Genomic DNA, 12,800 nt, shown 5'->3' on the forward strand with positions numbered 1-12,800 from the left:
GGCTGAGAAGCAAGCCTCTCCGGCGATCGAGGAGCGGGGGTCCGGGGGCAGTGCCCCCGGTAACCCACCCCACCCCCGAAAGGCGGACACCGTGCAGCAGGAGCTCATCGCGCAGGCCAGGACCTGGCTCGCCGAGGACCCCGACCCCGAGACCCGCGACGAGCTCGCCAAGCTCATCGACGCCGAGGATCTCGACGCACTCGCCGCACGGTTCGCCGGCACGCTGCAGTTCGGTACCGCCGGGCTCCGCGGTGAGCTGGGGGCCGGGCCGATGCGGATGAACCGCTCCGTCGTCATCCGCGCCGCCGCCGGGCTCGCCGCCTATCTGAAAGCGCAGGGGCAGACCGGCGGCCTGGTCGTCATCGGGTACGACGCCCGCTACAAGTCCGCCGACTTCGCCCGCGACACCGCGGCCGTGATGACCGGCGCGGGCCTGCGCGCGGCGGTACTCCCCCGCCCGCTCCCCACCCCCGTGCTGGCATTCGCCATACGGCACCTGGGCGCCGTCGCGGGCGTCGAGGTGACCGCCAGCCACAATCCGCCGCGCGACAACGGCTACAAGGTCTATCTCGGCGACGGCTCGCAGATCGTGCCCCCGGCCGACGGCGAGATCGCCGACGCGATCGCCGCGGTCGGCCCGCTGGCCGGCGTCGACCGGCCGGAGAGCGGCTGGGAGATCCTCGGCGACGAGGTCCTGGACGCCTATCTGGCCCGTACGGACGCGGTGCTCGCCACCGGGTCCCCGCGCACCGCCCGGGCGGTGTACACCGCCATGCACGGTGTCGGCACGTCCGTCCTGACCGCCGCCTTCGCCCGCGCCGGCTTCCCCACGCCCGTGCTCGTCGCCGAGCAGGCCGAGCCCGACCCGGCGTTCCCCACCGTCGCCTTCCCCAACCCGGAAGAGCCCGGCGCGATGGATCTCGCCTTCGCCACCGCCCGGCGCGCGAATCCGGACCTCGTCATCGCCAACGACCCGGACGCCGACCGGTGCGCCGTGGCCGTGCCGGACGCCACCGTGGACGGCGGCTGGCGCATGCTGCGCGGCGACGAGGTCGGCGCGCTGCTCGCCGCGCATCTGGTCGCCCGTGGTGCCAACGGCGTCTTCGCCGAGTCGATCGTGTCGTCGTCGCTGCTCGGCCGGATCGCCGAGAAGGCGGGCAACGGCTACGAGGAGACGCTGACCGGCTTCAAGTGGATCGCCCGCGTCGACGGCCTGCGGTACGGGTACGAGGAGGCGCTCGGCTACTGCGTCGACCCCGACGGCGTACGCGACAAGGACGGCATCACGGCCGCCCTGCTCGTCGCCGAGCTGGCCTCCGTGCTCAAGGAGCAGGGCCGCACGCTCCTCGACCTCCTCGACGACATCGCGGTCGAGCACGGGCTGCACGCCACCGACCAGCTGTCCGTCCGGGTGGAGGACCTGTCGGTCATCGCGGACGCCATGCGGCGGCTGCGCGACACCCCGCCGACCGCGCTCGCGGGCCTCGCCGTCACCTCGGCCGAGGACCTGTCGGAGGGCACCGAGCTGCTGCCGCCCACCGACGGGCTGCGCTACCACCTGACGGGCGCCCGGGTGATCGTCCGCCCGAGCGGGACCGAGCCGAAGCTGAAGTGCTACCTGGAGGTCGTGGTGCCGGTCGGTTCGGCGGACGAGCTGCCCGCCGCCCGCGCGAAGGGCGCCGAGCTGCTCACCGGGATCAAGCGGGACCTGTCGGCGGCCGCCGGCATCTGAGCGTCCGAGCGGGAGCGGGCGCCGTCATTCACGCATCAGGTACGTGAAGCCGGTGTCCGGTCCCACACAGCACCGAAGCGTCGGCTCGCCCCAGTAGAGGCCGTGGGCGGGGGCGCCGCGGCCAGGGGTGAGTTGGCGGGCGTAGACCTTGTGGCGCAGCACCTGGCGCGGGGTCTCCACCGTGACCACGGCGCCCACCGGGAGCGTGGCGAACTGCTGGATCCGCAGACGTCATGGCCGAGGACGGCCGCACGCATCTCGTAGCCGTCCTCGGTGCCCAGGTCGGGTACCGCCCACTGGACCGCGGCGTATACCCGGCCAAGTCCGTTCGTGGACGGCACAATCCGGAAATCAAGTCCGTTCGAGGGCAACTCCCCCACGCCTTCGAGGCATTGGGGGAGATCGACGTCAGAGCACGACAGCAGCCGCGCAACCCGCGCCCTCAGCCGACCGCGAACAAAACGACAAGCGCCGCCGCACCCACGACCGCCGGCGCGATCACCTCGTACGCCCACCGGACGACAACCGCCCCGGCACCGCCGTCCCCCGCCCGCTCGGCCATCTCCCGCAGGTCCCGCACCGCCTGGTCGGCCGCAGCGATCCGCGCGCCCGTGTCCCGCACATCCGCGTGCACGGACGTCCGCCCGTACGGATCGTCCTGCGCCTTCCGCGTCTGCTGCCGCGCCACTTTCTTCCGCTGCCGCAGCGACACCGGCACCGCCCACAGCTGGAACTTCGTGCCGTCCTGCGTGAACAGTTCACTGGAGTACCCGGCCCGCACATCCGCGACCGCCGTCCACGGCATCGCGATCGTCCGGAACGGGTTACGGATCCGGATGCGCTCCTCGTTCGCGAACACGACCGGCCGCAGCGTGAACGCAACGATCAACGGCACGGCCGTCAGCAGCCCGGCGAGCGCCAGCCACGGCGCCCGGCCCGCACCCCGGAACACGGCGTCGCCGCCGATCCACCCGACGAGGAGGAGCAGCAGCACACCGCCCACCAGCCCGGCGGGCGACCGGAACGTCCGGTCGGCATAGGTCGGCTCGGCTGGGGGCGTGGGGCTCGTCATGGCCCCGATTCTGCCTGATGCGCGGGGGCCCCGCCGGGGCGGCCACCCACCCACCGGCCCGGCACCCTCGCAAACCCGGAATGCGGGTCCCCCTGTACAGGCCGCTACGCGCGTAGATATGCTCCTCTGGTGACCATGCCCACCACTGCACCCTCCACCACGGCCGAACGCGTGGGAGGTACCCCCCTCTCCGACGTGACCGCGTCCGACAGCGCGCTGCGCCGCTTCCTGCACGGGCTGCCCGGCGTCGACGCCGTCGGCCTCGAAGCGCGCGCCGCGTCCCTCGGCACCCGTTCGATCAAGACGACGGCCAAGGCGTACGCGATCGACCTCGCCATCTCGATGATCGACCTGACGACGCTGGAAGGCGCGGACACCCCGGGCAAGGTCCGGGCCCTCGCCGCCAAGGCCGTCAACCCCGACCCGACCGACCGCACCACCCCGCGCACCGCCGCGGTCTGCGTCTATCCCGACATGGCGGCGACGGCCGCCGCCGCGCTGGCAGGTACCGGCGTGAAGGTGGCGTCCGTCGCGACGGCCTTCCCGGCCGGACGCGCCGCGCTCGACATCAAGCTCGCGGATGTCCGCGACGCCGTGGCGGCCGGGGCCGACGAGATCGACATGGTGATCGACCGGGGCGCCTTCCTCTCCGGCCGTTATCTCAAGGTGTACGAGGAGATCCTCGCCGTGAAGGCCGAGTGCGCCCGTGCCGACGGCACCGACGCCCGCCTCAAAGTCATCTTCGAGACCGGCGAGCTGTCCACGTACGACAACATCCGCCGCGCCTCCTGGCTCGGGATGCTGGCGGGCGCGGACTTCATCAAGACGTCGACCGGCAAGGTCGGGACGAACGCCACGCCCGCGAACACCCTGCTGATGCTGGAGGCCGTGCGCGACTTCCGGCAGCAGACCGGGGTGCAGATCGGTGTGAAGCCGGCCGGCGGCATCCGCACCTCGAAGGACGCGATCAAGTTCCTCGTCCTGGTCAACGAGACCGTCGGCGAGGACTGGCTGGACAACCACTGGTTCCGTTTCGGCGCCTCCAGCCTGCTCAACGACCTGCTGATGCAGCGCCAGAAGCTCAGCACCGGCCGTTACTCCGGCCCCGATTACGTGACGGTGGACTGATCCTCATGGCATCTGCATTCGAGTACGCACCCGCCCCTGAGTCGCGGTCGGTCGTCGACATCGCTCCCTCGTACGGGCTGTTCATCGACGGCGAGTTCACCGACGCGGCCGACGGCAAGGTCTTCAAGACGGTCTCCCCGTCGTCCGAGGAGGTCCTCTCCGAGGTCGCGCAGGCCGGCGCCGCGGATGTCGACCGGGCCGTGAAGGCGGCCCGCAAGGCGTTCGGGAAGTGGTCGGCGCTGCCCGGCTCCGAGCGCGCCAAGTACCTCTTCCGGATCGCCCGGATCATCCAGGAGCGCAGCCGCGAGCTCGCCGTCCTCGAAACCCTCGACAACGGCAAGCCGATCAAGGAGACCCGCGACGCGGACCTCCCGCTGGTCGCGGCGCACTTCTTCTACTACGCGGGCTGGGCCGACAAGCTCGACCACGCCGGCTACGGCCCGAATCCCCGCCCGCTCGGCGTCGCGGGCCAGGTCATCCCGTGGAACTTCCCGCTGCTGATGCTGGCCTGGAAGATCGCCCCGGCGCTCGCCACCGGCAACACGGTGGTCCTCAAGCCCGCCGAGACGACCCCGCTCTCCGCGCTGTTCTTCGCGGACATCTGCCGCCAGGCGGGCCTGCCCAAGGGTGTCGTGAACATCCTCACCGGGTACGGGGACGCGGGCGCGGCCCTCGTCGAGCACCCTGACGTCGACAAGGTCGCCTTCACCGGCTCGACGGCGGTCGGCAAGGCCATCGCCCGCCAGGTCGCGGGCACGGACAAGAAGGTCACCCTGGAGCTGGGCGGCAAGGGCGCGAACATCGTCTTCGACGACGCCCCGATCGACCAGGCCGTCGAGGGCATCGTCACCGGCATCTTCTTCAACCAGGGCCAGGTCTGCTGCGCGGGCTCGCGCCTCCTCGTCCAGGAGTCGATCCAGGACGAGCTGCTGGACTCCCTGAAGCGCCGGCTGTCCACGCTGCGCCTCGGCGACCCGCTGGACAAGAACACCGACATCGGCGCGATCAACTCCCAGGAGCAGCTCTCCCGGATCACGGCGCTGGTCGAGACGGGCGAGGCGGAGGGCGCCGAACGCTGGTCCGCCCCCTGTGACCTCCCGTCGTCCGGCTACTGGTTCGCCCCGACGCTGTTCACGAACGTCACCCAGGCGCACACCATCGCCCGCGACGAGATCTTCGGCCCGGTGCTGTCCGTCCTGTCGTTCCGTACGCCGGACGAGGCGGTCGCCAAGGCCAACAACAGCCAGTACGGCCTGTCGGCCGGCATCTGGACGGAGAAGGGCTCCCGCATCCTCGCGGTGGCGAACAAGCTCCGCGCAGGCGTCGTCTGGGCCAACACGTTCAACAAGTTCGACCCGACCTCGCCGTTCGGCGGCTACAAGGAGTCGGGCTTCGGACGCGAAGGCGGCCGTCACGGCCTGGAGGCGTACCTCGCCCCGTCGAGCCCGGAGGGCGAGCGTTGATGAATGCAGTTGAGCACACTGACCGACTGAGCGTCTTCAAGACCTACAAGCTGTACGTCGGGGGCAAGTTCCCCCGCTCCGAGAGCGGCCGGGTGTACGAGGTGACGGACTCCAAGGGCAAGTGGCTGGCGAACGCCCCGCAGTCGTCCCGCAAGGACGCGCGTGACGCGGTCGTGGCCGCCCGCAAGGCGTTCGGCGGATGGTCGGGCGCCACGGCGTACAACCGCGGCCAGATCCTCTACCGCATCGCGGAGATGCTGGAGGGCCGCAAGGGGCAGTTCGTACGCGAAGTGGCGGACGCGGAGGGGCTGTCGAAGTCCAAGGCGGCGGCCGTCGTGGACGCGGCCGTCGACCGCTGGGTCTGGTACGCGGGGTGGACCGACAAGATCGGCCAGATCGTGGGCGGGGCGAACCCGGTCGCGGGCCCCTTCTTCAACCTGTCCACGCCCGAGCCGACCGGTGTGGTCACGGTCGTCGCCCCGCAGGAGTCGTCCTTCCTGGGCCTGGTCTCGGTCGTCGCCCCGGTGATCGCGACCGGCAACACGGCCGTCGTCATCGCGTCCGCCGACGCCCCGCTGCCGGCGCTGTCCCTGGGCGAGGTGCTGGCCACCTCCGACCTGCCGGGCGGTGTGGTGAACATCCTGTCCGGGAAGACTGCGGAGCTCGCGGCCCCGCTCGCGGCCCACCAGGACGTCAACGCGATCGACCTCACCGGCGCCGACGCCGAACTGGCGAAGGAACTGGAGATCGCGGCGGCGGACAACCTGAAGCGAGTTCTCCGCCCACCCGTCTCCCGCCACCGCCCCGAGAAGGAGGCGCAGGGCGCCACTCATCCACAGGCTGTGGACAGAGAGGACTGGTCGGCCGACCCGGGCACCCGGCGCCTGACGGCCTTCCTGGAGACCAAGACGGTCTGGCACCCCACGGGCGCGCTCGGCGTCTCGGGTTCCTCCTACTGACCGACGCGGCTGCGGCCCGCCCCTCCGGAACACCGCGGAGGAGCGGGCCGCAGCCCTGTGCGCCGGGATCAGCCGTGCAGCAGCCCGGTGACCTGCCCCACCACCGGCAGGTCCTTCAGTGCGCCACCACTGGTCAGCGGATCGGTGGCGACGCCCGTGGAGAGCGGCTTGAAGTCGGCGACCTGCGTGCCCACCCCGTTCGCCAGCGGGTCCACGCCCGTGTTGGCCAGCGGGTCGAGCTGCAACTGCGTGATGGGCGAGACCGCGTATCCGAGCGCCCCGGTCGCGCCGCCGGTCGCCTCGCCGACCTCACCGAGGCTGCTGTCGGCGCCCGAGGCCGGCACGACGGGCAGCGGCGCCGCCTGGGCCGCCGCACCCCCCGCACCGAGCGCGGCGCCCACCGCGGTGACGGTCAGACCTGCGCGCAGCAGCGCACGGCGCCGGGACCTGGAAAGTGCATGACGTGCCATGGAGTTCCCACCTGATCGAACCGATCGAGTAATCATCTGGACACTTAGCGTAGTTGAGGTGTGATGCTGGATACCAACACGGGCACCGGGGGGTTCCCTGCGCGGGTCGATGCCTCACACTGGTGTCCCGTGAGTCCCCAATCGATCCCGACCCGCGTCGTGCTGCTCGCGGGCCCCTCCGGCTCCGGCAAGTCGTCCCTCGCCGCCCGCACCGACCTTCCGGTGCTGCGCCTGGACGACTTCTACAAGGAGGGCGACGACCCCACGCTGCCGCTGGTCCCGGGCAGTTCGGACATCGACTGGGACTCCGCACAGTCCTGGGACGCGGACGCGGCGGTCGCCGCCATCACGGAGCTGTGCCGCACGGGACGTACGAACGTCCCGGTGTACGACATCTCCACCAGCTCCCGGGTCGACCGCGAGGCACTCCACATCGAGCGCACGCCGCTGTTCGTGGCCGAGGGCGTCTTCGCGGCGGAGATAGTGGAGCGGTGCCAGGACCTGGGTGTCCTCGCGGACGCCCTGTGCCTGCGCGGCCGCCCGACGACGACGTTCCGCCGCAGGCTGCTGCGGGATCTGCGCGAGGGCCGGAAGTCGGTGCCGTTCCTGCTGCGGCGGGGATGGCGCCTGATGCGGGCGGAACGACGGATCGTGGCGCGCCAGACGGCGCTGGGGGCGTATCCCTGCGGGAAGCGGGAGGCGCTGGGGCGGTTGGCCGCGGCTGCGGCGGGGCGGTGCCGCCGGGCCCCCGCGGCACGCGGGGTGGCCTGAGGGCTCACTGCGGGAGTTCACGCGTCCCGCAGCCTGAGTTCCGGCCGCCTCCGAGCAGCCTCTCAGCACCTTCGGCGCTTGAGGGTCGGGGTCGGGGGCATGGCCCCGCAAGGACGCCACCCCCGGCGCCCGCCGCCCCGGACGCACCTCAGGGCCGGACAGGACCCCCCGGCCCGTCCGACCCTGCTGTGTTCCCCCGTGAACCCACCGCTTCCCCCGAAGCGGCAGTTCCCTTTCCCCCGGTTCCCCCCGCTGCCTTCAGGCCACCAGCTCGCCGAAGGACTCCTCCTCGTCACGGCCGAAGCTCAGCACCTCGTCCTCGCGCAGCCGTCGCAGCGACCGCCAGATGCTCGACTTCACCGTGCCGACACTGATGTCGAGGATCGACGCGATCTCCGGATCCGTGCGCCCCTCGTAGTACCGCAGGACCAGCATCGTGCGCTGGAGTTCCGGCAGCCGCGCCAGCGCCTGCCAGAGCACGGCGCGCAGTTCCGTACCGCGCATCGCGTCCGTGTCGCCCGCCGTCTCCGGCAGCTCCTCGGTCGGGTACTCGTTCAGCTTGCGCCGACGCCAGGCGCTGATGTGCAGATTGGTCATGGTGCGGCGCAGATACCCGCCGACCGCCGCCTTGTCGCTGATCCGGTCCCATGCCCGGTACGTCGAGAAGAGGGCGCTCTGCAGCAGGTCCTCGGCCTCGAACCGGTCACCGGTCAGGTGGTAGGCGGTTGCGTACAGGGAGGCGCGGCGCTCCTGGACGTAGGCCGTGAACGCCGCTTCGGCGTCCGTGGTCTCCGCCAGGGGCTTCCGCTCCCCCGGGCCTTCCCCGTACACCGCTCCCAAGTTGGCTCCCGCAGATGCGTCGACCACCGTCATGTACGACGTGTGCTGACGCCCGGCGCCACGAACACACCCCCGCCCCGCGGCGCCGGACTTCTCGGTGCCCCTGCCGACGTCGTGGAGACGCGTGACAACTGCGCTTGAGGTGGTGCTGTGCAGTGCGTTCATCCCGCGCCCCCCGTCGGTGGAGTCCGTCCGTTCCATCTGCCAATGAGCTTGCCCGGGCAGTTTCATGGCGCTGTCCGCCGACTGTCACAGACCTGTCACAGGCCCTCCGACCGGCGTGCCGTCCGAATGAGAGGCCTCCAACGGTCGAACTGAGGCTCTCCCATGGGCCAGAATGACCCCCGTGCCTTTCCTGTTGCTGATCGAGGACGACGACGCCATCCGCACGGCCCTCGAACTCTCGTTGTCACGCCAGGGCCACCGTGTGGCCACCGCGGCGACGGGAGAGGACGGCCTGAAACTGCTGCGCGAGCAGCGGCCGGACCTGATCGTGCTGGATGTGATGCTGCCCGGCATCGACGGTTTCGAGGTGTGCCGGCGCATCCGGCGCACCGACCAGCTGCCGATCATTCTGCTGACGGCGCGCAGCGACGACATCGACGTCGTCGTCGGACTGGAGTCCGGCGCCGACGACTATGTGGTCAAGCCCGTGCAGGGCCGGGTGCTCGACGCCCGGATCCGTGCGGTGCTGCGCCGCGGCGAGCGCGAGTCCACCGACTCGGCGACGTTCGGCAATGTGGTCATCGACCGTTCCGCGATGACGGTGACCAAGAACGGGGAGGACCTGCAGCTCACGCCGACCGAACTGCGGCTCCTGCTGGAGCTGAGCCGCAGACCCGGACAGGCCCTGTCGCGACAGCAGTTGCTGCGGCTGGTGTGGGAGCACGACTACCTCGGTGACTCCCGGCTCGTCGACGCCTGTGTGCAGCGGCTTCGCGCCAAGGTGGAGGACGTACCGTCCTCGCCGACCCTGATCCGTACCGTGCGGGGCGTGGGCTACCGGCTGGACTCGCCGCAGTGACCGCTGCTGCCAAGCGCAGCCTGCTCGCCGGTCTTCGCTGGACCAGTCTGCGGCTGCGGCTCGTCGTCGTGTTCGCGCTGGTGGCGCTGACCGCCGCGGTGTCCGCGTCGGGGATCGCGTACTGGCTCAACCGCGAGGCCGTGCTGACGCGTACGCAGGACGCGGCGCTCGGGGACTTCCGGCAGGAGATGCAGAACCGGGCGGCGTCGCTGCCGTTGCACCCCACCAAGGACGATCTGCAGAACGCCGCCGTGCAGATGGCGAGCAGCAGTCCCGGCTACAGCGTGTTGCTCGTCGACAAGCGCGACGGCGACAAGCCGATCGTGGGCAACTCCAACCTGGACACGTTCACGCTCGACAACGTGCCGCTCTCGTTGCAGCAGCAGGTCAACAGGAAGCAGCCGGCGGAGGCGGGCAACACCTACCCGTACCACCTGTTCTGGCAACGCACCTCGATCCGCGGTACGCCGTACCTGGTAGCCGGCACGAGGATCATCGGTGGTGGTCCGACCGGCTACATGCTGAAGTCGCTCGACCAGGAACGGCAGGATCTCAACTCCCTCGCGTGGTCGCTGGGGATCGCCACCGGACTTGCCCTGGTCGGCTCGGCGCTGCTCGCGCAGGCCGCCGCGACGACGGTGCTGCGGCCGGTGCAGCGGCTCGGTGACGCGGCACGCAAGCTCGGTGAGGGCAAGCTCGACACCCGGCTCGTGGTCTCCGGCACCGATGAACTCGCCGATCTTTCCCGTACGTTCAACAGAGCCGCGATTTCTCTGGAGAAGAAGGTCGCGGACATGAGCGCGCGGGAGGAGTCCAGCCGCCGGTTCGTCGCCGACATGTCGCACGAACTGCGCACCCCGCTCACCGCGATCACCGCGGTCGCCGAGGTGCTGGAGGACGAGGCCGACAGCCTCGACCCGATGATCGCGCCCGCCGTGCATCTGGTGGTCAGCGAGACCAGGCGGCTGAACGACCTGGTGGAGAACCTGATGGAGGTCACCCGCTTCGACGCGGGTACGGCCCGGCTCGTCCTCGACACGGTCGATGTCGCCGACCAGGTCACCGCCTGCATCGACGCCCGCGCCTGGCTGGACGCGGTGGATCTGGACGCCGAGCGCGGCATGATGGTCCGCCTCGATCCGCGCAGGCTCGATGTGATCCTGGCGAATCTGATCGGCAACGCGCTGAAGCACGGCGGATCGCCGGTACGCGTCGCCGTACGGACCGACGGCGACGAACTCGTCATCGAGGTGCGCGACCACGGCCCCGGCATCCCGGAGGACGTCCTGCCGCACGTCTTCGACCGCTTCTACAAGGCCAGTGCCTCCCGGCCGCGTTCGGAGGGCAGCGGGCTCGGTCTGTCGATCGCCATGGAGAACGCGCACATCCACGGCGGTGACATCACGGCCGCGAACTCGCCGGACGGCGACGGCGCGGTGTTCGTGCTGCGTCTGCCGCGCGATGCCGAAGAGCTCACCGGCACCGCGCGGGACCGAGGAGCCGAGGCCCGGGCCGAGGAGGGGGACGCGACGTGAGGCTCAGCAATCGTGGTACGCGGCGGGCGCGCCGCGCGGCCGGAGCACTGGCCGCCGCCGTCGCCTGCGCCGTGCTGGCTGCCGGGTGCGGGATCAGGACCACTTCGGTGCCGGTCGACGCCGGGGCCGCGCCGTCCCGGGTGCCGTGCTCGATGTCCGCGGAGGACGTCAGCACACAGGCGATGCAGGGGATCCCTGTGCAGATCTATCTGGTCTGTGCCTCGCAGCTGGTCACGGTGGACCGTTCGGTACAGATCCACGAGGCGAAGTCCGACCGGATCCGGGTCGCGCAGGCGCTCCTCGACGAGCTTCAGGAGGAGCCGGCCGCCGATGAGCGGCAGGCCGGATTCTCCACGGACGTACCGGCGACCCTGCAGATCAGCGGGGCCCGCGGGGACGATCCGGCGGCCGTGCTAAGGCTCAGCGAGCAGCCCGAGGACCTGCCGTCGGAAGCTCTGGCACAGATCGTGTGCACGTACGCGGAGAGCGAGTCGCTGGCCTCGGACGGCACGGTGCTGCTCGGCGGGCCGGGGAATTACGCGCCGCGCGCCTATCTGTGCACCTCGGAGACGAAGGCCCGGCCGGAGGCCGTGCCGACGCTCGGTGCGGCCAAGCTGTCCTGAGGGCCGGCCCCGAGCTGTTGTGTGGTCTTCGAGTCATCCTGGGGCGGGGCGGAACCGATCCTGCCGGTAGCCGCGTCTTGGGGGGCGTGCGTCAAGGTTCGGGCGGCCAAGCCGTCATCCGCTTCCGCGCGGTCGGGGTGTTTCTCCTCCTCGCGCATCTGCTGCTTGTCGGGTGGCTGACTCTGCGCCCGCTGGATGTGCCGTGGATGACGGCCGCCAATCTTCGTCCCTTCGCCGGTATAAGGACTGACCTGTCCCTCGGCCCGGCCGAGGCCGCGCACCGGATCGGTGAGGGGTTGCTGCTGCTGGCGCCGCTGGGGGTGCTGCTGCCCATGGCCGGGGGACGGCTCCATGTGTCCCCGTGGGCCTCACTGGCCCGTACCGTCGCCGCCGGGTCGCTGATCTCGCTGGCGATCGAGCTGGCGCAGACCGGGGTGCCGGGTCAGGTCGTCGATGTCGACTCGCTGCTGCTGAACACCGTGGGTGTGGGGCTCGCCCATCTGCTGGTCGTGCCGGTGTGCCGGAAGCGGCTGCGCCGTCGCGGGCAGGACCGGGTACGCCTGATTCCGCGACCCAGGGACGAGACGCCTCAGGGGTCGACCCCGACGATTTCCAGGGTCGGTATCGCACCGTAGAGCGACGCTTTGCCCCTGTTCGCCGGGCCACCATGGATACACGGGGAGCACGACGGAGCTGCTCCTCGGCAACGGTTCGCGAAGGAGCCCACCATGGCCGCACTTGCCCGCCCCCGTGACGGACGCATGATCGGCGGAGTGTGCGCAGCGCTGGCACGGCGCTTCGGCACGTCCGCGGGGACCATGCGCGTGATCTTCCTCGTCTCGTGTCTGCTGCCCGGCCCGCAGTTCCTGCTCTATCTGGCGCTGTGGCTGCTGCTGCCGGCCGAGAAGGCGTCGGCGGCCACCACCGCCTGGTAGCCCCGGGACATACGTGAGTGGGGGGGGGGGGGGGGGGGGGGGGGGGGGGGGGGGGGGCCCCCCGCGGGGGGGGGGGGGGGGGGGGGGGGGGGGGGGGGGGGGGGGGTTTTGGGGGGGGGGGGGGGGGGGGGGGGGGGGGGGGGGGGGGGGGGGGGGGTGGTGGGTGGGGTGGGGGGGGGGGGGGGGGGGGGCGGGCCCCCCCCGGGGGGGGGGCGGGGGGGGGGGAGGGGGGGGAGGCTGGGGGGCGC

The 12,800-nt window shown here is 71.5% G+C and carries 14 protein-coding genes; 10 read left to right on the forward strand and 4 right to left on the reverse strand.

Going from position 1 to position 12,800, the window contains the following annotated elements; genetic code table 11:
- Positions 1-91: 91 nt before the first annotated feature.
- The gene (locus tag ACIA8E_RS39150; RefSeq protein WP_399306237.1) at positions 92-1,732 is read left to right on the forward strand and encodes a phospho-sugar mutase; all 1,641 of its coding nucleotides are present in this window, start codon (positions 92-94) and stop codon (positions 1,730-1,732) included.
- A gap of 24 nt (positions 1,733-1,756) precedes the next feature.
- On the opposite strand, the gene ACIA8E_RS39155 is transcribed toward ACIA8E_RS39150, so the two are convergent.
- Both ACIA8E_RS39155 and ACIA8E_RS39160 read right to left on the reverse strand, forming a co-directional pair.
- Complete coding sequence (locus tag ACIA8E_RS39155) at positions 1,757-1,930, reverse strand: hypothetical protein (RefSeq protein ID WP_399306240.1); 174 nt, start codon at positions 1,928-1,930, stop codon at positions 1,757-1,759.
- Positions 1,931-2,174: 244 nt separating this feature from the next.
- Complete coding sequence (locus ACIA8E_RS39160; protein WP_399306243.1) at positions 2,175-2,804, reverse strand: PH domain-containing protein; 630 nt, start codon at positions 2,802-2,804, stop codon at positions 2,175-2,177.
- A 135-nt stretch (positions 2,805-2,939) separates the two neighbouring features.
- Between ACIA8E_RS39160 and deoC the strand changes: the two genes are divergently transcribed.
- From deoC to ACIA8E_RS39175, 3 genes are read left to right on the forward strand one after another with little or no spacing between them, the layout of a single operon-like run.
- Positions 2,940-3,932 (forward strand): deoxyribose-phosphate aldolase, encoded by a 993-nt coding sequence (deoC, locus tag ACIA8E_RS39165; protein WP_399306273.1) that lies wholly within the window; start codon positions 2,940-2,942, stop codon positions 3,930-3,932.
- 5 nt (positions 3,933-3,937) lie between these two features.
- Positions 3,938-5,395 (forward strand): aldehyde dehydrogenase family protein, encoded by a 1,458-nt coding sequence (locus tag ACIA8E_RS39170; protein WP_399306246.1) that lies wholly within the window; start codon positions 3,938-3,940, stop codon positions 5,393-5,395.
- A complete protein-coding gene (locus tag ACIA8E_RS39175; protein WP_399306249.1) occupies positions 5,395-6,354 on the forward strand; it encodes an aldehyde dehydrogenase family protein in 960 nt (319 codons plus the stop codon). Before ACIA8E_RS39170 ends, ACIA8E_RS39175 begins: the two co-directional genes overlap by 1 nt.
- 68 nt (positions 6,355-6,422) lie before the next feature.
- Here the strand turns inward: ACIA8E_RS39175 and ACIA8E_RS39180 are convergent, their stop codons facing one another.
- Positions 6,423-6,824 carry a hypothetical protein gene (locus ACIA8E_RS39180; protein WP_399306251.1) on the reverse strand — a complete coding sequence of 134 codons (402 nt, stop codon included), beginning with the start codon at positions 6,822-6,824 and terminating at the stop codon, positions 6,423-6,425.
- Between the two features lie 63 nt (positions 6,825-6,887).
- Here ACIA8E_RS39180 and ACIA8E_RS39185 point away from each other — a divergent pair, with 63 nt between their 5' ends.
- Positions 6,888-7,595, forward strand: coding sequence for a uridine kinase (locus tag ACIA8E_RS39185; RefSeq protein ID WP_399306254.1), 708 nt, complete (start codon positions 6,888-6,890; stop codon positions 7,593-7,595).
- 258 nt (positions 7,596-7,853) lie between these two features.
- Here ACIA8E_RS39185 and ACIA8E_RS39190 read toward each other — a convergent pair whose 3' ends face one another.
- Entirely contained in the window at positions 7,854-8,600 is a 747-nt protein-coding gene (locus tag ACIA8E_RS39190) for a SigE family RNA polymerase sigma factor (protein WP_399306257.1), read from the reverse strand.
- A gap of 181 nt (positions 8,601-8,781) precedes the next feature.
- Between ACIA8E_RS39190 and afsQ1 the strand changes: the two genes are divergently transcribed.
- From afsQ1 to ACIA8E_RS39215, 5 genes are all read left to right on the forward strand, one after another.
- On the forward strand, positions 8,782-9,459 hold the full coding sequence (afsQ1, locus tag ACIA8E_RS39195; RefSeq protein WP_189275392.1) for a two-component system response regulator AfsQ1: 678 nt from the start codon (positions 8,782-8,784) through the stop codon (positions 9,457-9,459).
- Complete coding sequence (locus tag ACIA8E_RS39200; protein ID WP_399306262.1) at positions 9,456-10,994, forward strand: ATP-binding protein; 1,539 nt, start codon at positions 9,456-9,458, stop codon at positions 10,992-10,994. The genes afsQ1 and ACIA8E_RS39200 overlap by 4 nt, the downstream gene beginning before the upstream one ends.
- On the forward strand, positions 10,991-11,617 hold the full coding sequence (locus tag ACIA8E_RS39205) for a GerMN domain-containing protein (protein ID WP_399306265.1): 627 nt from the start codon (positions 10,991-10,993) through the stop codon (positions 11,615-11,617). The genes ACIA8E_RS39200 and ACIA8E_RS39205 overlap by 4 nt, the downstream gene beginning before the upstream one ends.
- 86 nt (positions 11,618-11,703) lie before the next feature.
- A complete protein-coding gene (locus tag ACIA8E_RS39210) occupies positions 11,704-12,252 on the forward strand; it encodes a VanZ family protein (protein WP_399306268.1) in 549 nt (182 codons plus the stop codon).
- Between the two features lie 93 nt (positions 12,253-12,345).
- Positions 12,346-12,552, forward strand: coding sequence for a PspC domain-containing protein (locus tag ACIA8E_RS39215; RefSeq protein ID WP_030914632.1), 207 nt, complete (start codon positions 12,346-12,348; stop codon positions 12,550-12,552).
- Positions 12,553-12,800 lie beyond the last annotated feature (248 nt).

It is taken from the genome of Streptomyces sp. NPDC051664 (genome assembly GCF_044453545.1).
GTDB lineage: Bacteria > Actinomycetota > Actinomycetes > Streptomycetales > Streptomycetaceae > Streptomyces.

What these genes read in the sequence shown, in the direction of transcription:
- ACIA8E_RS39190 (WP_399306257.1), bottom strand. Translation starts at nt 8,600, where the DNA reads ATGAACGCACTGCACAGCACCACCTCAAGCGCAGTTGTCACGCGTCTC.
- ACIA8E_RS39215 (WP_030914632.1), top strand. Translation starts at nt 12,346, where the DNA reads ATGGCCGCACTTGCCCGCCCCCGTGACGGACGCATGATCGGCGGAGTG.
- ACIA8E_RS39170 (WP_399306246.1), top strand. Translation starts at nt 3,938, where the DNA reads ATGGCATCTGCATTCGAGTACGCACCCGCCCCTGAGTCGCGGTCGGTC.
- deoC (WP_399306273.1), top strand. Translation starts at nt 2,940, where the DNA reads ATGCCCACCACTGCACCCTCCACCACGGCCGAACGCGTGGGAGGTACC.
- ACIA8E_RS39185 (WP_399306254.1), top strand. Translation starts at nt 6,888, where the DNA reads ATGCTGGATACCAACACGGGCACCGGGGGGTTCCCTGCGCGGGTCGAT.
- ACIA8E_RS39175 (WP_399306249.1), top strand. Translation starts at nt 5,395, where the DNA reads ATGAATGCAGTTGAGCACACTGACCGACTGAGCGTCTTCAAGACCTAC.
- ACIA8E_RS39160 (WP_399306243.1), bottom strand. Translation starts at nt 2,804, where the DNA reads ATGACGAGCCCCACGCCCCCAGCCGAGCCGACCTATGCCGACCGGACG.
- ACIA8E_RS39180 (WP_399306251.1), bottom strand. Translation starts at nt 6,824, where the DNA reads ATGGCACGTCATGCACTTTCCAGGTCCCGGCGCCGTGCGCTGCTGCGC.